12 protein-coding genes and 3 pseudogenes are annotated in these 20,099 nt (G+C 41.4%); 6 read left to right on the plus strand and 9 right to left on the minus strand.

Annotated features, from left to right (window positions below; genetic code table 11):
• From FTV37_RS14610 to adeS, 3 genes and pseudogenes are all read left to right on the plus strand, one after another.
• A pseudogene (locus FTV37_RS14610) lies at window positions 1–129 on the plus strand (IS1 family transposase); the annotation flags it as partial.
• Window positions 130–400: 271 nt separating this feature from the next.
• Window positions 401–1,129: an efflux system response regulator transcription factor AdeR gene (gene adeR, locus FTV37_RS14615; RefSeq protein ID WP_032073130.1), complete on the plus strand. Its 729-nt coding sequence runs from the start codon at window positions 401–403 to the stop codon at window positions 1,127–1,129.
• A complete protein-coding gene (gene adeS / locus FTV37_RS14620) occupies window positions 1,119–2,225 on the plus strand; it encodes a two-component sensor histidine kinase AdeS (protein ID WP_032073131.1) in 1,107 nt (368 codons plus the stop codon). The genes adeR and adeS overlap by 11 nt, the downstream gene beginning before the upstream one ends.
• Before the next feature lie 103 nt (window positions 2,226–2,328).
• Here adeS and FTV37_RS14625 read toward each other — a convergent pair whose 3' ends face one another.
• From FTV37_RS14625 to FTV37_RS14635, 3 genes are all read right to left on the minus strand, one after another.
• Window positions 2,329–3,843 (minus strand): MFS transporter, encoded by a 1,515-nt coding sequence (locus FTV37_RS14625; RefSeq protein ID WP_032073148.1) that lies wholly within the window; start codon window positions 3,841–3,843, stop codon window positions 2,329–2,331.
• 113 nt (window positions 3,844–3,956) lie between these two features.
• Window positions 3,957–7,061, minus strand: a complete 3,105-nt coding sequence (locus tag FTV37_RS14630; RefSeq protein ID WP_270915313.1) for a multidrug efflux RND transporter permease subunit — start codon at window positions 7,059–7,061, stop codon at window positions 3,957–3,959.
• Window positions 7,058–8,221, minus strand: a complete 1,164-nt coding sequence (locus tag FTV37_RS14635; RefSeq protein WP_032073150.1) for an efflux RND transporter periplasmic adaptor subunit — start codon at window positions 8,219–8,221, stop codon at window positions 7,058–7,060. Before FTV37_RS14635 ends, FTV37_RS14630 begins: the two co-directional genes overlap by 4 nt.
• Before the next feature lie 426 nt (window positions 8,222–8,647).
• On the opposite strand from FTV37_RS14635, the gene FTV37_RS14640 reads away from it, so the two are divergent.
• The gene (locus FTV37_RS14640; protein ID WP_180022882.1) at window positions 8,648–9,244 is read left to right on the plus strand and encodes a LysE family transporter; all 597 of its coding nucleotides are present in this window, start codon (window positions 8,648–8,650) and stop codon (window positions 9,242–9,244) included.
• 27 nt (window positions 9,245–9,271) lie between these two features.
• On the opposite strand, the pseudogene FTV37_RS14645 reads toward FTV37_RS14640, so the two are convergent.
• Window positions 9,272–9,670 (minus strand): annotated as a pseudogene (locus FTV37_RS14645) (helix-turn-helix transcriptional regulator); the annotation flags it as partial.
• Between the two features lie 64 nt (window positions 9,671–9,734).
• On the opposite strand from FTV37_RS14645, the gene FTV37_RS14650 reads away from it, so the two are divergent.
• On the plus strand, window positions 9,735–10,439 hold the full coding sequence (locus tag FTV37_RS14650; protein ID WP_043963410.1) for an IS6-like element IS1008 family transposase: 705 nt from the start codon (window positions 9,735–9,737) through the stop codon (window positions 10,437–10,439).
• A 52-nt stretch (window positions 10,440–10,491) separates the two neighbouring features.
• Here FTV37_RS14650 and pglX read toward each other — a convergent pair.
• From pglX to FTV37_RS14675, 5 genes and pseudogenes are all read right to left on the minus strand, one after another.
• A pseudogene (gene pglX, locus FTV37_RS14655) lies at window positions 10,492–13,689 on the minus strand (BREX-1 system adenine-specific DNA-methyltransferase PglX); the annotation flags it as partial.
• 46 nt (window positions 13,690–13,735) lie between these two features.
• Window positions 13,736–17,416 (minus strand): BREX system P-loop protein BrxC, encoded by a 3,681-nt coding sequence (gene brxC, locus FTV37_RS14660; RefSeq protein WP_180025627.1) that lies wholly within the window; start codon window positions 17,414–17,416, stop codon window positions 13,736–13,738.
• A gap of 40 nt (window positions 17,417–17,456) precedes the next feature.
• On the minus strand, window positions 17,457–18,032 hold the full coding sequence (locus tag FTV37_RS14665; protein WP_005403808.1) for a DUF1788 domain-containing protein: 576 nt from the start codon (window positions 18,030–18,032) through the stop codon (window positions 17,457–17,459).
• A 16-nt stretch (window positions 18,033–18,048) separates the two neighbouring features.
• A complete protein-coding gene (locus FTV37_RS14670) occupies window positions 18,049–18,660 on the minus strand; it encodes a DUF1819 family protein (protein WP_180025626.1) in 612 nt (203 codons plus the stop codon).
• Window positions 18,661–18,670: 10 nt separating this feature from the next.
• The gene (locus FTV37_RS14675; RefSeq protein ID WP_160255371.1) at window positions 18,671–19,537 is read right to left on the minus strand and encodes a WYL domain-containing protein; all 867 of its coding nucleotides are present in this window, start codon (window positions 19,535–19,537) and stop codon (window positions 18,671–18,673) included.
• A 208-nt stretch (window positions 19,538–19,745) separates the two neighbouring features.
• On the opposite strand from FTV37_RS14675, the gene FTV37_RS14680 reads away from it, so the two are divergent.
• Window positions 19,746–20,075, plus strand: a complete 330-nt coding sequence (locus FTV37_RS14680; RefSeq protein WP_005403805.1) for a DUF4236 domain-containing protein — start codon at window positions 19,746–19,748, stop codon at window positions 20,073–20,075.
• The last annotated feature ends 24 nt before the right edge of the window (window positions 20,076–20,099 follow it).

Here is a 20,099-nt window from a genome sequence, read left to right on the forward strand (position 1 = left end):
AAAGTTTTACGTACTTTAACTGAATCAACCTATGAAATTCAGCCTCAGCAAAGTCATTATGAATCTCTCGAAGTAGATGAGTTCTGGAATTTTGTTGGAAATAAAAAGAATAAACAATGGCTTATTTTTGTTCAAAAGTCATATTTTACCTCGGAGAAACCGGACATTTTTATTGGTGAGAATATAGACACTTTAAATGGGTTCTAACACTCTCTCGTTTCGTATAACAGCCATTATGTTAAATGAATGATAATTGACATTTTGTTCATTAATACTGATATGCAACGAATTTTATTATATGTCACCCCTCAATTACAAATATAAATGACTGCTCGTCTAATCATCTCCATTACACAATTAAATGTTAAAATGCATAGCTACTTCATCTAAGATAAAATATATGTATCCAAATCTACAGCACAGCTTCGAAAACAGCGTCATTCTCGTTGTAGAAGATGATTATGATATTGGTGACATTCTTGAAAAATACATAAAAAATGAAAACATGCAGGTCATCCGTGCATTGGATGGACAACAAGCTTTAGAGTGCCTAAAAGCCAACTCTATCGACCTGATTCTCCTTGATATTAAATTACCCAAACTAAATGGCTGGGAAATTCTACAAATCATCCGTCAAACAAGTCATTTACCTGTCATTATGCTGACTGCCTTAGATGATCAAGTGAATAAGATCATGGGGCTAAAAATGGGTGCTGATGACTTTATTATTAAGCCATTTAACCCAAACGAAGTGATTGCACGAATACAAGCCGTACTTAGACGAAGTACAAGCCAAAATATGGAAATAACTAATATTATTCGTTATAGAAATATTGAAATTAATCCAGATCATCATCAAGTTTACATTTCAAATGGTCAAAGAAATCAGTTGCTCAACCTTACGTTAACTGAGTATAAGATACTGTTTTTGATGGCAAAAACACCGAATAAAGTCTTTACACGTAATGAATTGATCCAAAACTGTATGCCTGAAAGTGATGCTTTAGATCGCACTGTAGATAGCCATATCAGCAAATTACGCAAAAAACTTGAAGAAAATGATGTAAATGGCTTATTAATCAATGTCCGTGGCGTGGGGTATCGCTTAGATCAAAATCATGAAATTTAACTTTTTTAAAAATTCTGTTGGAATTAACTTCCAGTTTATTATCATGATGAGCCTATTCAATTTAGGCATTACGCTGTTATCTTTCATGATTGGCTATTTTGTTTATAGCTGGGCGATAAAAATAGGTTTTCTAAATACACAAGTTATTAATTCAAATGAATTTTCAGTTACCTCCGTTGACTTTATCTGGCTGTTTTTAGTGCTATTAACAGGCTTTTTTCTTTCTACTATCCTCGCCTTTAAATATGGAAAACGCTATACACAGCCAATTAGTGATTTAGCAGATGTTATTCAACAAATTCAACAAGGCAATTTAGCACTCAGAATTAAACAGCCACATCATGATATTCCACATGAAATCAAGTCTCTTATTGAGAACTTCAATGAAATGGCAAACCAACTTGAAGTATCAGTTAAGAATTCAACTGTTTGGAATGCTGCAATTGCACATGAATTACGAACACCTGTGACAATATTACAAGGTCGCTTGCAAGGTATTGTCGATGGTATATTTATTGCCGATAAAGCTTTACACCTAAGCTTATTGAACCAAGTCGAAGGCTTATCTTACCTTGTGGAAGATTTACGGACACTGACACTTATTGAAAATAAACAATTACGATTAGAACTAGAAAAGACCAATTTAAAAAATAGTATTGAAAAATGTCTGCAGATGTTTAATGAACGGTTTCATGTTAAAGGTTTAACTATTGTTTTAAATTTGACGGATAAATTGGTTTGCGTTGATATAAGAAGGATGGAACAGGTCTTTATTGCATTGTTCTCTAACTTTCTAAGATATTCGAATGCTGGAAAAATAAATATTACATCTGTAACCACAGCAGAACATTGGGTATTGACGTTTGAAGATGAAGGTCCTGGTATTGATGAATCGCATCTTAAACACCTGTTCAAACCCTTCTATCGACTGGAAGACTCTAGATCATGTCTAGATGGCGGTACTGGATTAGGCTTGGCAGTGATTGATGCAATTATTGAAGCACACCAAGGTCATATTTATTATTCTAAATCCAAAAACTTAGGTGGCAGCTGTTTTACTATTCAACTAAATCGTAAGACATCAACTCATTTATAATGTGTTAAGTTCAGATTAATACGGCTTAATTTAAACCATAAATTTAAGATAAATTGATGTCTGAACTTAACCATTCTGTTTGATGATCCTCAAATAAATTTCATCACAATGAATTCTCATCTCGATATTTAGCTAGCATAAAAAATACCACAATGGAGAGTATCCCGATGATAATCCCTGCTGTTAATAATAAATTAACATGAGCTGAACTGAAGGCAATTTTACCTGCGTTAATCAATGCTGTACCTTGTTCAACGGGTAACTGGCTCGCCACTAAATAGGTATCACCAATCGAAAGTCTGGCTTTTTCTGCTAAAACAGCAGTTAAATCTGACGGCACTTGAAGATGACTGCCAAATATATAGGCCATGAAAACACCAAATAAAGTAATACCTAGTCCTGTACCCAGTTCATAACCTGTACTTTCAAGTGAACCTGCCGCACCGCCCTTTTCTGCAGGTACTGAGCCCATGATCGCAATGGATGAAGCTGTTAAACCAATACTCAGTGTTAATCCAATCGAAGCTAAAATAAAGGGAACGATGATTCCCGGATGATGAAAATCTGAATAACTCAAACTGACCAACGCAATTGCTGCCAATATTAATGACATGGTCGCAACCAGACGGAGTCCAAATTTATTGGATAAAAAACCAGCAATAGGCCCGCCAATAGCGGCCGCAACCATAATCGGAACCATAAAAAGACCGGCTTGCAGCGGTGTTAAACGAATGACATATTGCAGCTCCATTGCCAAAGTTAACTCAACCCCTGCCAAAGCGCCTGCAGCAACCATTGCCATAATAATGCCGGCTAAAATAGCAGGACGTGAAAATAGCGAAAGATCTAGCATCGGCTGAGGAGAATTCAGCTGTTTGCGTACAAATATGGTTAATAAGCCGATAGATAAAACGACCAAAGGCAAGACAATCAACAACGACTGTTTACCGCCTAAGCCTGCTTTTAGTGCATATACAAACGAAATCAAACCGACAATCAGCAATAGCGCTTGACCAAATGCCCAATGTCCAGGGGTTATAGCTTCTTTTCGGGACAATAAGAAATAGCACATTGGTGCGACAACCAGCATGATTGGGACGTTAATCAGGAAAACTGAACCCCACCAGAAATATTCTAACAATCCCCCACCAATGAGCGGTCCAATGGCGGCACCGGCTGATCCGATTGTGCCCCAAATACCCAGCGCAATGGCACGTTCGCGACTGTCTTCGAAGGTTCTGCGAATAATACCCAATACACAGGGCATAATCATGGCACCGCCTAATGCTAATAAAGCACGTGCGGCAATCAGCATAGAAGCCGTTTGGGAAAATGCCGCAAGGACTGAGGCAATTCCAAATATAACCAAGCCAATCAGCAGAATCTTACGATTGCCGACACGATCAGCCAAAGTTCCCATCGGAACTAAAAGTCCAGCCATAAGTAATGGATAAATATCAATAATCCATAAGACTTGGTTACTTGTGGCACTCAGCGATTGGGTTAATGAGGGAACCGCAACATGCAGTACAGTCATATCAATCACAATCGGCAGAAATGCAAGCACGACAGCGAGCAATATCCACCAGCGTTTCGGATCAAGATTGGTAGCTTTCATGATTAAACCTATATTGATGGTTTATTAAATCAATTCTGAAATAAAGATGTAAATGAAAGATTTGTTGTGGGCTAAACTCGTTAACCCACAGCTTTTATTCTCAGTTTTGATGCTTAATGTGCCGCTTTACGTTTCGAGAATTTCTCAACCATGCTCATGACGACAATAAAGAAAATCGGTACAAAAATAACAGCTAGAATTGTTGCGCTGATCATGCCGCCAAAGACGCCTGTACCAATCGCTTTTTGAGTTTCAGAACTAGCGCCACTGGCAATGACTAAAGGAATAACGCCACAGGTAAATGCCAAAGATGTCATTAGGATTGGACGTAAGCGCAATTTAGCGGCTGCAACGGTTGCCTCCACTAAACCCATTCCTTCTTCTCTTAGTGCTTTTGCAAACTCAACAATCAAAATAGCATTCTTTGCAGATAGACCAATAATCGTGATCATGCCGACCTTAAAGAAAATATCATTTGGCATACCACGTAACATTACTGCTAAAAAGGCGCCAATCAACCCTAGAGGGACAACTAGCATCACAGAGAATGGAATTGACCAGCTTTCATAAAGCGCTGCCAAGACAAGGAAAACGACTAACATCGACAACAGTAATAAAAACAAGGTTTGTGATTCCGACTGTTTTTCTTCTAGAGAAATCCCAGTCCACTCATAACCCACACCTTTCGGAAGTTGTTCAATCAAATTTTCCATCTCAGTCATGGCTTGTCCTGAAGATATACCTGCTGCTGGACTGCCAGAAATACTCAATGATGGACGACCGTTGTAACGATTGTATTGTTGTGGGGAATGTTGCCAAATTGGAGTAATTATTTCAGACATTGAAACCAATTTACCGCTTTGACTGTTCACCTTAATCTGAAGAATATCTTCAATACTCATGCGTGATTTGGCATCAAGTTGCACAATGACTTGCTGCATACGGTCATGATTTGGAAAATCATTGATATACATCGAACCCATTGAGGTTGAAATAATATCGGTCACATCACTGAAATTAACACCTAATGCCTGCAATTTATCTCTATCAATTTTAAGCTGTACAGAACTGCCATCTGGCAAACCTTCAGGATAGACCTCCGCCACGATTTTACTTTGTGCTGCTAATGCTAAAAGCTGATCTTGTGCTTCTCTTAAAGCAGGCATGCCAATATTGCCACGATCTAATAATCTCAGTGAAAAACCAGATGAGTTACCCAATTCATCAATTGCTGGTGGTAACACAGACATGGTTTGACCTTCTGAACTTTCAGCCATCGCTATATTGGCATTATTCACGACTTCTTGTGCCGTAATAGTACGCTCTTCGAATGGCAATAGATTGGTAAAATACATCGCTGTATTCTGACCAGATCCACTAAAACCAAAACCTAAGACCGCCATATTGTCTTTAATCCCCGTTTCTTGGTCTAAATAATTTTGAAACTCAGCAACGACTTTACGGGTACGTTCTTGAGTTGCATCCGCAGGAAGTTGAATCGAAGTCATAAACCACCCCTGATCTTCTTCTGGCATAAACGCAGTCGGAACGTGTTTAAAACTAAAAATCAGCACAATGACAATGCCTAAGAAACATAACATTGCGAGGGTTTTATGTTTAATTACTTTAAATAAACTGCGTTCATAGCGATTGTTCAGCTTCTCAAAACTGCGATCAAACGATGCAAAAACACCCTTTTTCTGATGGTCTTGATCAATCGGTTTTAACATCGTTGCACATAACGCAGGGGTTAATGTCAGTGCAAGGAAAGCTGAGAATAAAATTGAAACCGACATGGTAATGGTGAACTGACGATAGATAATCCCCACTGAGCCTGACGCCAATGCCATCGGCAAGAATACAGCGGCTAACACTAAGGTGATGCCAATAATCGGATTGGTAATTTCCTTCATGGCTTTAGATGTGGCTTCAACTGGAGATAAGCCTTCTGTCGCCATAATGCGTTCAACATTCTCAATGACCACAATCGCATCATCGACAATAATCCCGATCGCAAGCACCATACCGAACATGGTCAGCACATTAATCGAAAAACCAGCAAGCAGCATGACTGAGAATGTGCCAAGCAATGCAATCGGTGCAACAATCGCCGGAATTAAGGTGTATCGAACATTGTGTAAAAAGATAAACATGACAATAAAAACTAATGCCATAGCTTCAAGCAATGTCATGATTACTTTTTCAATCGAGATTTTTACAAAAGGTGCAGTGTCGTAAGGTATAGAGAATTTCATACCATCAGGCAGTGCTGAACCTAACTGTTCAATTTTCGCTTTAACACCTTCTGCAGTCTTGACAGCGTTGGCACCAGGACTCATTTGTATCGCCACAGCTGTAGAGGCTTTGCCATTTTCTAAAATCGCAAAGTTATACATCTGTGCCCCGATTTCGACACGAGCGACATCCGACAGTCGAACATTGGCGCCATTTTGTTGAGCACGTAAACTAATTTTCTTGAATTGCTCTACAGTTTCTAATTGACCTTGAGCAGTTAAAGGAATAGTAATTTGTTGCCCCGTCAAAGCAGGAACATCACCAATACGACCTGGTGATATCGGCAAGTTTTGGTTTTGGATGGCTGTATTCACATCTTGAATACTCAATCCATAAGAAACCAAACGATCTGGATCGACCCAAATCCGCATGGCTTTTTCAGCACCAAAATTTTGGACTTTACCAACACCGTCAACCCGCTTTAATTCTTCAATCACATAGCGAGTCATATAGTCACTGACATCAATTTCACTATATTTGCCATTCGGTGAACTTAAGCCCACCATCATTAAAAAACCAGACGACGCAGCATCGACCATCAGCCCTTGTTGTCGCACTGTTTGAGGTAAGCGTGACTCAATGGCTTTAATTTTGTTTTGCACATCAATTTGTGCAAGTTCTACATCTGTACCTGGTTTAAATGTTGCGGTGATTGTTGCTGTTCCAGAACTATCTGAACTTGAACTGTAATAAAGTAAGTTTTTGACACCTGACATTTCCCGCTCAATCAAGGTCACAACACTATCATTCAATGTTTTTGGCGTAGCACCTGGATAGATTGCCGTAATACTAATCTGTGGTGGCGCAACACTTGGGAATCGTGCAATAGGTAACTTGGGGATGCTTAGTACACCCAACAGAATAATAAATAAAGCAATCACCCATGCAAAAATAGGACGCCTAATGAAAAATTGGGACATTATTGCTGTCCTCCATTTTCCTTAATATTTGTAGGTTGCCACTGCTTAATTTTTAATTTTTGCTCAGGCTGTATACGATCAGCCCCTTCAACAATGACTTTCTCACCTGCTTGTAACCCTTGTTTGATCACATAGTTATTTTGATAACGTTGACCAAGCTGAACAGGCTTGCTTTGCGCTAAACCTTTTTGATTAACAATCGTAACATTGGCTTTACCACTAATATCATGTTGAATCGCTTGTTCTGGAACTAGGAGCGCATTTTCAACTTGAGCTCGGCTCATATTGACTCGAACATACATGCCTGGCAAAAGTTTTTGATTTTCATTATTGGCTAAAATACGGATTGTGACATCACCCGTATCAGGATCAACTTTAGTATCCGAAAATAGGATTTCACCTGTAACGTTATAAGGTTTACCCTGACTATTTAGGATTTCAACCGTATGTTTGGTATTTGACACGTCACCTTGCTGTAAAGCTTCCTGTAGTTTTTCATAATCACTAATTGATTGCTTTACATCAACATAGACTTTATTAATCTGTTGTATTACGGCCATTGCATTAGTATCACCTTGACCAACTAATGCACCCTCAGTCACTAAGATTTCACCAATCGTTCCCGAGATAGGGGCTGTAACAGTCGCATATTTAAGATTAAGTTGTTGTCTGCTTAACATGGCTTGCATTTGCGCCACATCGGCTTTTGCTTTTTGATAATCTGCTTCGGTATTGTTGTATTCCTGCTGACTAACCGCATTTACTTTTACTAATTCAGTGTAGCGTTTTAACAGCACCTGCAAACGTGTCACCTCAGCTTGTGCACGGTTTAAAGTGGCTTGATTGCTTTTTACATCTGCCTGAAATATTTCAGAATTCAATTTAAAAAGCGGTTGACCTGCTTGCACATAAGAGCCTTGCTTAAAAAGTACTTTATCAACAATTCCACCTACTTGCGGGCGAATTTCAGCAATACGGTAAGCGACAACACGGCCTGGAAGATTTTCAATTAAATTCATGGAATGCGGTAATACCGTGATGGTACTGACAACCGCTGGTGGCATTTCTGTTGGGGACTGTTCAGCATCTTTGGCTTGTGTACAGCCGATTAAAAGTACAGTTGTAATAAGTATTGAACCTATTAAATGATAATGTGTTGACATGCTTTTTCAGAGGGGGGGTTTTAGATACTACTATTTTGAAATAGCAGTGTTTATGAATTGCTGATGTTGTGTGGAGATTGTGTGGAGATTGTGTGGAGAGATTAAAAGATTTATTTTTTAATGACACGCTTAAACAGCGTGGCTTGTAAATTAGTATAAATAATTTTGTTGTTCTACAATTTTGATCGTATCTTAGTTTTTTCTCATAGTTCATGAACTTTAAAATTCTAAACCAAGACTAATATTTATATAAGCAATTGAAAATACAATACATAGTTTCTTTATACACTTATGAAGTGAACTTTAGGTGAACATAAGTTAAATAGAAATTTTTAATTAGTTCAGCACAAACGTACAATCTTTAAGGCCTATAACTCGATACCGTTCTCTCTTTGATGTTTATTGCTATCTAATTGAGTGAACTCTGTGGAAATATTTCTTTATACATTAAGCGTTATGTATAGCCCAGGCCCTGTAAATTTTATGGGGCTAAATTCTGGCCTTACAGGTCAATTAAAAAAGACTATAGGATTTTACCTAGGCATTGGTTTCGCCATGTTGATCTTATTCGTATTGTTTGGCTATATAGGTGAAGCTGTTATTCCACATGGATTGATTCATTATATTGCTTTAGCGGGTGCAATTTATACATTCTACTTGGCTATAAAAATGATTAGGGCGAATGTAGAAACAACTCAACAGCAAGAAAGCCATCTAACATTCTTAAATGGCTTATTTATTCAGTTATTAAATCCAAAAGCCATTCTCGTCATTCTACCTGTTACGACAATTATGTACCCTGCAGCCAAAATCACAGGAATCATGATCTTGATAGTTTCTTTACTGATTTCACTTGGTGCTGTTGGCGCACCATTCACCTATGCTCTGGTTGGAAAATTATTAGGCAACAAAATTGCTAATCCTATCTGGTTTAATCGGCTAAATAAGCTGATGGGTATACTCTTGATTTTATCAGGGCTTTTTATGTTCAAAGATTTTCTTAATGGAATAAATCTGCTGTAGGACAAATTAGCCGTTCAAATCGAACGGCTATCTTTTAATATTTATCATTTTCCATTGAGTGGGAGTTAAACCAAATGTTTTTATAAAATGTCTGGTCATATGACTCTGATCAAAAAAGCCTGCATTTAAAGCAGCATTAACAATAGACTCCCCTTGAGCAAGGTAGAACTTAACTGTTTCTAAGCGACGCATGATCATATAACGGTGTGGGCTAGTTCCAAATAATAATCGGAAATCACGAGAAAGGCTCCAGCGGTCACGATCAGCATGTTTCTCTAAATCTGACAAACTTAAGTTTTCATGTGGATACGCCAAAATACACTCACGCGCTCTCTCTGCTGCCTTGTAGTCAAATTTTTTGTTTTGGTTAGATGAAGTATCTGAAATTTCACACAGTGTAGTTGCCAAATCAAATAGAGCATCTTCCGGCACTGTTGCAAATAGGCTGACATGATAAGCTAAATATCTTATTTATTTCGAGATACAGCAGATGAATCCCTTCCACGGTCGGCACTTTCAAGGTGAAATCATTCTTTGGGCTGTTCGTTGGTATTGTAAATATGGCATCAGCTATCGTGAACTTCAAGAAATGCTCGCTGAACGAGGCATAAATGTGGATCACAGTACAATTTATCGTTGGGTTCAGCGTTATGCTCCAGAAATGGAAAAACGGTTACGCTGGTATTGGCGTAACCCTACAGATTTACATTCATGGCATATGGATGAGACTTATATCAAAGTGAAGGGGCGATGGACTTACCTGTATCGTGCAGTTGATCAACGTGGTCATACGATTGACTTTTACCTTTCCGCTAGACGGAACAGTAAATCAGCCTATTGTTTTTTAGGAAAGATCTTCAATACGGTGAAAAAATGGCAAATTCCACGGGTCATCAATACAGATAAAGCAGCGACCTATGGCCATGCTTTATCACGGTTAAAGCGAGAAGGAAAATGTCCAGTAGATATTGAGCACAGGCAGATTAAGTATAAAAATAATGTCATTGAATGTGATCATGGTAAGTTAAAGCGAATCATCAGGGCCACATTAGGATTCAAATCTATGAAGACTGCTTATGCCACAATTAAAGGTATTGAAGTCATGCGTGCACTACGTAAAGGACAAGCATCGTCATTTTATTATGGTCAGCCTCAGGGTGAAGTGTGTCTAATCAACAGGGTTTTCGGTCTCTAAGCACTTTTTAAAGGGAACATCATCGACTCAAATCTCTATTTGCAACAGTGCCGTGCAAATACACCAACGCCTGGAAAGCGCCTTGTTTACCACTGCTAAATAACCAGTAGATCGGACGCTTTTTATAGGTTTGCATGTGGTCTTTATAGAATTTACTAGCAAGATAACGGCGAATGGTGTCTTCAGCGGTTTCACTAGCTTTTTTATCCAAGCTTTCTGCCAACCACAGCATATTAGCGTCTAGTGTGTCTTTACCCCACACTGCAGTTAAGAACTCTTGGATACGGTGTGTAGCATCATCTTCAAACCAGTGCATTTCGGTGAGTGGAATAATACCGTCAGCATCGGCTGGGAATGTCTGATAACGACTAGGATCAAAGTCTTGATTGCCTGCATGGGCATAGATCAAGCCAGGTTCATCTAGGCTATAGCGTCCCATCATGCAACCAAGTGCATAAGAAACTAAACGCTGGCTGTCTTTTTCACGGTCGGCACGGGTTAGGGTGATTTGTTCATCGGGTACATCAGGCGTCAGTTCGTCCTGTAAACCATAAGCATCAATAAATAGCTTATTGTTTTCTTCTTCTAAGCGTTTCATCTCAGCCACGGCGTCAGCATTTTGCTGTTGCCAGGTGTTAAAAGCTTGTTCGAGGTTTAGCTGCCCCGTACGGATAATTGGGTTTTGAGTAAAGTCCCATGAAGTTTCATAGGAGTCCCAATCCGATCTAGATATATCAACCAGAGACTGGATAACTTTATTTATAGGAATTGAATCAAATTTCACTACTGGCAATTTACCAATATGCCCTGCTTCATAATTTAACGTTGGACTTATGATGTTTAAAAGGCTTATAGCTATTTTAGAATTCATAAAACCTAAAAATACATCTAAATGTTCATTCGAAAATAAAGCTTTCCCTCCGCTTCCAAAAATAGAATTCGTCATTTTTCTCATTGAAGGAAGGCTACTTGATATTCCAGACCAAGTAACACCTGTTTTAAAATAAAATTCTGGACTTACTATTCGACCTCCAGCTGCCCCTTTTGTTTTTTCTCTTATATCACGACCATTATTTTTCCAATTTACCACATACACCTCATTACCAGCCCATTTTCTAAAATCTCCCCCTTTAACAAATGGAAACCACATATAGTCACTATCTTGAGTATTAATAATGCTGGTAATACCAAATCCAATTTTTAAATATGAAACCTCAAACCAGAATCTTAAAAATTGATTATTGTCTGTAGTTGATAGGCCACTTTTAGGTTCTGCAACATCATCCACATATTTTCCTAATATAAAAATTTCTCTTACCTTTTCACTCACCCAATAAGCCACAGGACTACCTGGAATTTTCTTAAAGTCATCTTGAATCGTTGAATCAAAGCGATTTAGTCCTGCTTTTAATTCATTTTCTTTTTGATCCTGCTCTGTATCCACTAACCTAAAAAATACGGGCTTGAACCCATTTAGATGTTTACCTTGCATCACAAATGCAGTCGCTTGTACCACCTCTCCTGAGATTTCAGGGAATGCTCTTGCACCTAAATGTGCCATAGTTTGAATCGTGCGATCTTGTAACAGCTTTTCACGCATCGCCTCATAAGAGGATAAGAACATCCAGCTTTGCATAGCGACCATGCTGTTAAAGCCATTGTCCTTACACCATACAAATCCACGCTCAATAAACATGGCAAACAGGTCTGACTTGCTGTCAGGGAATTTTTTCTTCGCAAAATCTTTAAGTGCTGTATTCATGCCCTTACCGCCCATATACGGCGGGTTTGCAATTACTGCATCATATTGTTTAGCCAGTAATATAGCTTGTTGTACTAAAGGCAATAACTCTTGTGCTGACTGCTGTGCAAAAATATCTCCTGATTCTAATGCTGTATTCAGCTTGGTTTCTAAGTCAGGTAGTTTCTTCGCAAATGCTGCAGGAATTTGAATTAAAGAACCAAAGGTCGAAGAGTGTTCAAATAAACCCAGTAACTCTTTTAAATCTGCCTGTGCAATACCGGTATTTGCCAAGTCCTGACTGAATGCGTCTAAACGTTCAGGTTGGCTGTCTTGCAACGCAATAATATTCAGCTTCGGTGGATTGCTAAATAAACGGCGGTCGTCCTCACGCGCTTTCATTAACAATGCAAAACTAGCTAATTGTGCTGCACGGGTATCAATATCAATGCCGTACAGGTTGTTTTCCAGAATCAAACGTGGAATATCTCGGCTGCGGTAGCCACGTTCTAAATAAATCGCTTTTAAGCAATCATAGGCTTCCACCAGAATATGCCCCGAACCACAGGCCGGATCCAACACCGTAATACTTTCTGGGTTTAAGCTATCGCCATCTTCACTGATCCGCACATCAATCAGCTGTTTCAGCTGTGCATTGACTTCATCGGTCTGTTCCGCCGGCTGAATATAGTATTCCCATGCGCTGGCCAGGGTACTTTCCGGCTGTGCCATCATCCATAAACGACCGACACTATTCTGCACCAGATACTTCACAATCCAGTTTGGGGTGAAGAGTTGCGTCGCGGCAGGAATGTCCTCACTCTTGACAACTTTACCAATCACTTGATCTTTCTTTTCAGAAATATAGAACTGATACAACCAGCCAATAATCTGCACATCATTCCAATCTTCTTCTGGAATACTGCTCACCAAATCACGGATCAAAGAATCGGTTTTGGTTAAATTGTCAGGTAATAACAGTTCTGACTCATCAGAAACCTGTTCAAATAGGAGTGGCATCACCTGATTCAACGCATGACATTGAGCCAGTAATAGCTCCCGATACAGCTCTTCGTCTTTATTGCCATCTAGCTTGAGATCAGCCACACGGCTGGCATCTAAATTCGGTAGCTCAATGTCCAGACATTCTTCCAGAATTTGTGGCAAGCCTGCACTGCCATCGGCACTACTGAGTACACGGCGACCATGATCCAGTAAGCCTTTGCATTCCATATAACGAATCGCGCAGAGACGGTTAAACCAGCTGTAAGCGATATAATCAATCGTCTGCTCAAAACTGCTGGTTTGAATGCGTTTGATCAGCTTGTCACGTGGTTTCATGACTGATAGCGGAAAAACCTGATCGCCAATCAGCAGCAAGTCGCCTTTCTGTTCAGCCGGTAAAATGCGGTCTGCGGTGATGCCATATTTGGCGGCCTGCTTGCGCATCGCTGCGATAAAATCATTTCGTGCTTGCGGTGCGTATTTTTTAATATTACTGGTATTCATCTTTAAACCTTTAATCAATGACTGATGCCGATATCCCTAAGCCCTGTTAGCGGATACGCACACGCTTTTTGTCACTCACGATTTTTTTCAATTCAGCTTTGAGTGCGTCTACAAACTGATCCACTGATTCTTCTGTTTCCAGATAGACACTACTGGAGCTTTTGCTGTAAATGCTGGCGACATCGACTTCCACCACCGGTTTCGGTGGCACTACGGCTATCGCAGGCTGTACCGGACTCGCAGCAGGTGCTGATGTAGCTGGGCTGGAGGTGGTTGCAGTGTTGGTTACACTCTCGGCTTTGCGCTGAGCCAGTTGTGCCGCTTTGGCCTGTCGCTGGATTTCCGCCTGAACTTCGCTTTCCAACTCATACAAGGCTTCATCAAAACGCTCGACGGCGGTTTGGGTTTGCAGCATATAAATGGTGGACAGGCTAGTTTCCACTTCAATATCCGCTTTGAGCAATTGCAGCGGACGCAGTAGCTTGTTACTCAGCTCAGCTGTAGCAATGCCGCTGTTCTTGATTTCAGCTTCCAGCTGTTTGATCTTGTCATCCAGCTGCTCTAGCGCCTGACTGCGTTTTTCAGTTAGTAAGCGTTGATTGACACTTTCCACGGTGCGAACCAAATCAGCAACTTTATTTAACAGGCCATAGGGAGATTCAAGGGTGGAAATACGATGTAATTCAGACAGGGCTTTTTTTGCCACATCATCACTGCCCAACGCCTGTTTGTTTTTCTCAAAATGACGTAAGGCCTGTTGCAGTTGCTGCCAGCTCGGCATCTGGTTAGTGAAGAACTCATGAATATCACGATAATCTTCTTCCAGATCCAGATAGTCGTCCTTGTTCTCGACCACGGCCTTAAAGAAATCAAAGCTGTCGCTATTCGCCAGCAGACGTTCCAAAGTCAGAATCGACTTTTCAATCACTTTCTTGCCTGGGAACTGCCCGACATCAGTTTTACTCTTATACGACTTAAAGTTGGCTAACCAGTTTTTAAAATGTTGGGTATAGAATTCAAATAGCTCTTTTTCTGTCGCTGGTCCCATGGCCGAGAATAGGTCTTGGGTGAGTTGGCGTGCCTGTTTCAACACCTGATCATCAGTCTGGCGTTTTTTAATGATCGACACATCACGGCGACGACGGCTGTTTTGTAAAGGCTCAAAGGCCTCTTTCAACTGTAAGCTGCCGCCATTTAACTGCAGAGAAATCCGCCCCATTGCCGCCAGCTGACCTACCAGCAGTAAAATCTCGGCATCTGGCCAGCCATAAGGGCGTTTGGCAAAACGATCTATCACATCCGAGACCAGAATACGCTCTGTACCAGTGGCCCGTAGTGCAATGTACTGCTCTACTTCCTGTAGGGCTTTCGGATTGCTTTGACCGCCATCCAGAGACAATCCGAGTTGCGCCATATCATCAACAGTCAAGACGGCGTTCAGTTCACGCCAGGCATCCTGCTGATAGACCTGCAAATAGCTCAGTTTGGTATAAGTGTTTTCCAGCAGATAACGACAAGCCTCATCCAGCTTGGTGGTTGGACTTGAAGATGAAAGTTGTAGATGTTGACCCAAGGCATAACTTTCCGCGTCCAGCAACATTTCTTCGACCCGGGCACGCAGACGTTTTTTACGCTCCTGATTCTCACGGCCACGGTCTGCCAGAATACGGGTGATATCGGATTGGGTACCATCATCATTTAAGCGGATGAATTTATTGGTTTTCAGCCAGGTGCGCAGTTCATTAAAGAACTGTTTATCGTCTGCCAGTTTAAACAGTACCTGCCCTTCGGCCTCGGCGCTCTTACCAATACAGAAAGCTTCTGTGTAGAGGTTATATTCCGTATCCAGTGGAGAAATGATTTCAACTTTCAAATCGCTCTCATACTTGCCATCCAGGCTATGACCATCCAGAAAACGACCAATCTGATAGTCCATCTTGTTGGCTTGATGGCGGTATTTGTTCTGATCCCTCAGTAAATCTTTAAAGATTAGATTAGCTAACTCTTTATTTTCTTCTGAAGCCGCTAAGTCTGTGGCTTTAATTTTACGGGTAATATCGCGTTCTTCATTGGTCAGGAACAGGAACTCATCACCATTCCTAGTAATCAGGCTCTCTTTTTCCAGACGCAGTAGGCTCTCTTCAATCCGCTTGCGCAATGCCAGCTTATCTTCATCAATTTTCTCAATCGACAAAGTCACCAGGTTATCCAGCGTACCTTTGATGATATCGACATAGCGGATCATGAACAGGGTACGCAGCATCTGCACATCAAAACTATCCAGGGTTTTATTCTGCCCTGCCTGGTCGATGGTACGCTTCACTGCTGTATCCAGAAATCCTTCCACTGAAGTATAGAAGCGGTGGAAAGGAACCAGGGCCCCGACTTCATCTGTAGCAATCGCATTCGCGGCCATCTGGAACGCATCCAACATGGACCGTTCACCATAGGCCAGGTGTGCACCGGTCGCACCGACCTTACGGATTTCTTCAAAAACTTTCTGCACCAGCTGGAAATGGTACGGCGCAAAAGGATAGTTATTGATAAAGCTGTCTGGACCCTCATAGTTCTTGAGTGTTGGGCCTGAACGGTCAAAGGTGATCTGGTTTTTTAAGATATCGCCCTTTTGCTCAAACACTGATCTGAGCAGTGCTTCAGCTTCCGGGGTTTTACGTAATAAACGTTTCTGGATGACTTCATCGGTATTGGAACTGGACAGTGATAACCGGGTTTTAAAACGTCCAGCAATCTTGGAGAAGTCATTGGCTTTGGAAGAAGACATCTCACCTAAAACAGCATCGATGTCTGCCTGCGAGGTGACGATAATCCAAGCGCGGCCTTTACAGATCGTACCCAAGTTTTCAGTAATGGTTTGCAGTGTCAGCATCAAGCGGGTATCGCTGCCAATAAACTGCCCCACTTCATCGACCAAGAACAACATGCGTTGCTGGGGTCCTTTGCTGTCCAGGTATTCTTTCACCCACTGACAGAAGTTTTCCACCGAAACACTAAAGGTCTGCTCAGAATCCTCAAACCATTTATGCGCAGCTTCAGCAGATAAGTTGAGGGCTTGGGAAATTGCGGTTTCGACATCATCCTGATAGAACTGATAGCCGTCACGCTCCTCTAGCCAGGACATGCCGCTAGATTCTTCAAAAGCCTGTTTAAAGCGCTCATACACCCCTTTCTGGCTCAGGTGACGTTCCATATGTGCAATATGTGGATGATCGGCACTAAAACCCTGATATTCGTTAAACACGCGTAAAAACACATTCAGAATCGGATTACCATCATCATTGGAGCTGGCTTTACTGTCGATATTAAATAGGATGACATCGGCATGATGACTAACCGCTTTACCAATATCCGCACGGATAAACGCATCCCGGATTTTGCTTTCATCAAAGAATTCTGCAGCACTGCGTTCGTTACCTTCCGCGTCACGTGCCACTTTATTGGCCAGAATATACGACAAGGTTTTCAGGAAATGTGATTTACCTGAACCAAAGAAGCCCGAAATCCATACGCCGACACGGTTGGCAATCGAAGGATCGCTTAGGTCTGTGCCATAAGACTGGAAAAAGTCCCGAAAATGCTTTTCCAGTTCATTGGTGACCACATACTCATCGAGTTCCTGATAAACCGTAGTATTGTCATTCTGGTCTGCTTTTACGACCCCGTTAATCGCACGATCTAATGGCTTATAAAAAAGTTCTTTAATGTTCATCTCAATCAATTCCCCGGAATTCTTATTTCTATTTGCCGTGTTAAGGCACTAATCTGAATGCTCTGTAGTAATTATTGCTTGGAATTTTTCCAAATAAACTCATCGCTTGACCGTCGTAATAACCTGGGTAAAACAGCACCACTGGCTTATGCCCCAGTAACGAATGCAAACTGTTTAATAAGTGATGGGCACGTAACAGTGGCCAAACCGACCCAACCCCAGTCATCAACACAATATCTTGCGCATTGGTGGCATATTTACTCACCAGATACGGCGCGAACTTATCCATATGCAGTGGGCCCTTTAAGGCTTTGAGCAGCGCTTCATCGCCTTTGGCTTTTTGCATTTGAATGGCTTTATCGATGAAGTTACGCTCAGCCAGATAATCCACCACGGCTTGCAGCAGGTTGATATTCACCACCTTCAGCTGACTGTGTTTTTTCTCCAGCATCCCTTCGAGAAAATGCAAATATTCGCGCACTTTCAACTCATCTTCAGGCGCATAATCAAAAATCCAGAAGCCAATTTCATTGCCCAATCCTTGTCCAGTGAGAAACTCAGTGGAAAGAATTCGCTCTGGAATCTGGTTCAGACGCTCATGTATTGTTTGACTCATTGCTGCCCCTCTACAACTACCGCGTCCATAGCGACACTTCCATAGATCTTTTAATGCGTTGTTTATAATGTTCTTCCAACAGGCTACGCAGCTCTGCTCTGACGATCACGCGCTGCAACTCCAGCTTACGGGTACTTTTTAAGTAACCGGCTTCTGCCAGCATGCGAAACACCACCTGCCCCATTTTTTTCTTGCTGGACTCTTTCCAATCAAAGATATCCGGATCACGTTGTGAGCGTTCATCCAAAAAATCTGACCAGATATAACTGTCCAGGTATTGAGCCTGAGAGATATAGGCCTCTCTCATCACCGTTTCCATAAACTCAAGCAGCAACAGGTTGCGTTCCAATGCGCCACAAAAAGCCACCTGGGTCGCCAGCTCATCATCCCCATCACGTAGTGCTTTCCAGAAATCAGGCTCCAAGCGCTCCAGACGCTTACGAATAGCGGTGGCATTGCGTTGCGCCGAAGCCGCAGTTCTTTTTTGCAGAATATTGTCAATCTGAATGGCCTGATGCCATTGTTCTGGAGTCGCCTCTCGTAATAACAGATCCGCGATCAGCCGGCTTTCACGTACCATCAGTGAGCCACCAATTAGGTCACTGTCATAATGAAATTGTTCTAACATAGCCAATCTCCTATGAAGCTTGATCAAACAGGTAAGATGACAGCTTTTCGATATCTGAGCGTTGTAGTACCAAGGGATATTTCAAGGCATCATCCGCCTCAGCCAGCGTGATCGCGGCCTGATATCGCTGCAAAGTATAGTGAGCCAAGGCTTTTTTCACCGGAATCTGTAATCTGCCATCAGGCATGCCGAAGTCTTTTTCGACCAGCGCTTTTTGAGCTGCATTCAATTTTGGATTCGGGATCAGCGTCAGTACAATTTCTTCATGCCATTGCTGATCCTGAGCAGGGTCTACTGACTCAATCGCCATCACAACAGGTGTGCGATCAATTCTGGAGAGTAAAAAGTCCTTAAACTGCTTGCTCTGATGGCAATAGGCACGGACATGCCAGCGAAAACCGGTATACACCAGGGTGTGTGGGGAAATGATGCGTTCATGCCACTGCGGATTCTGCATCGAGGCATAAATCATTTTTAAAGTACTTTGGTTGCGGCAGGCACGCAAAACTTCCCGAATCACTTCAGGACGTACACTGCGATCAGGTAATTGAACTGCTGTAAGATTCGGTTCTGGCATCGCAATAAGGGCATGCGATTCACTGACCAAGCCCGAGAGCATATTGAGATATTCATTGATATGCGCTGTAGTCAGTACAGGCTGGAAGCTGGCCTTAGGCACATAACCCTTGACGGAGGGGTCATGAATCAAGGCATCGGGGTTATACAGCGTATTGTAACGCTTGATATCCGCAGAAGCCTGCTGTCGACTGAGCCCAAACCAGCTCATCAAACGATTGGTAACCAAACGACCTTCCCAGTAAGCAAGCAACTCGATGGCTCGCATTCGAAGAAGCACTTCATGCTTATCTGTCGTCATATACCAATCAGTCAATAAATAGCAGCTTTAAGATTACCCTACAGCAAATATACAGTAAATATTTTTGACGGTATTTAAAGGTAGTATTGCAATCATCAGATAAAAAATATACTAGTATCCTGATGATAGCCGTCAAAGTACGATCTCTAGCAGATCATGGATCCTGGTATAGCGCGTGAATTGAGCTAAGTTTTAGAATGAGAGAAATATGGGTTTTAGATTTCGTAAAAGTATTAAATTATTCCCGGGTTTTAAAATTAATCTGACCCATAAAGGCATCAGCAGTGCCAGCATTGGCAAACCTGGTGCTTCTCTAAATATTGGGAAAAAAGGTACGCGAACCAGTGTCGGCATTCCAGGTACGGGACTATCTTACTCTAAACACCAACCTTACTCTAAAAAGACCCGTGTTCCACAACCGACATCGCTAGAACACACGGAATATAATCCTCAGAATTTAGAACAACCGAAGGCAAAGATATGGCCTTGGATTATTTTTGGAATATTGTGTTTTATGGTGGGTGCCGTCATTTTTTAGCAAGAACCGCATTGTATTTTAATC

Origin of the sequence: Acinetobacter sp. YH16042, assembly GCF_013417245.1 — a bacterium.
In the GTDB taxonomy this organism is placed as follows: Bacteria; Pseudomonadota; Gammaproteobacteria; order Pseudomonadales; family Moraxellaceae; genus Acinetobacter; species Acinetobacter amyesii.

Coding starts and splice junctions, on each gene's coding strand:
- FTV37_RS14650 (WP_043963410.1), top strand. CDS start 9,735: ATGAATCCCTTCCACGGTCGGCACTTTCAAGGTGAAATCATTCTTTGG.
- FTV37_RS14665 (WP_005403808.1), bottom strand. CDS start 18,032: ATGAGTCAAACAATACATGAGCGTCTGAACCAGATTCCAGAGCGAATT.
- FTV37_RS14675 (WP_160255371.1), bottom strand. CDS start 19,537: ATGACGACAGATAAGCATGAAGTGCTTCTTCGAATGCGAGCCATCGAG.
- FTV37_RS14680 (WP_005403805.1), top strand. CDS start 19,746: ATGGGTTTTAGATTTCGTAAAAGTATTAAATTATTCCCGGGTTTTAAA.
- FTV37_RS14635 (WP_032073150.1), bottom strand. CDS start 8,221: ATGTCAACACATTATCATTTAATAGGTTCAATACTTATTACAACTGTA.
- adeR (WP_032073130.1), top strand. CDS start 401: ATGTATCCAAATCTACAGCACAGCTTCGAAAACAGCGTCATTCTCGTT.
- adeS (WP_032073131.1), top strand. CDS start 1,119: ATGAAATTTAACTTTTTTAAAAATTCTGTTGGAATTAACTTCCAGTTT.
- FTV37_RS14625 (WP_032073148.1), bottom strand. CDS start 3,843: ATGAAAGCTACCAATCTTGATCCGAAACGCTGGTGGATATTGCTCGCT.
- brxC (WP_180025627.1), bottom strand. CDS start 17,416: ATGAACATTAAAGAACTTTTTTATAAGCCATTAGATCGTGCGATTAAC.
- FTV37_RS14670 (WP_180025626.1), bottom strand. CDS start 18,660: ATGTTAGAACAATTTCATTATGACAGTGACCTAATTGGTGGCTCACTG.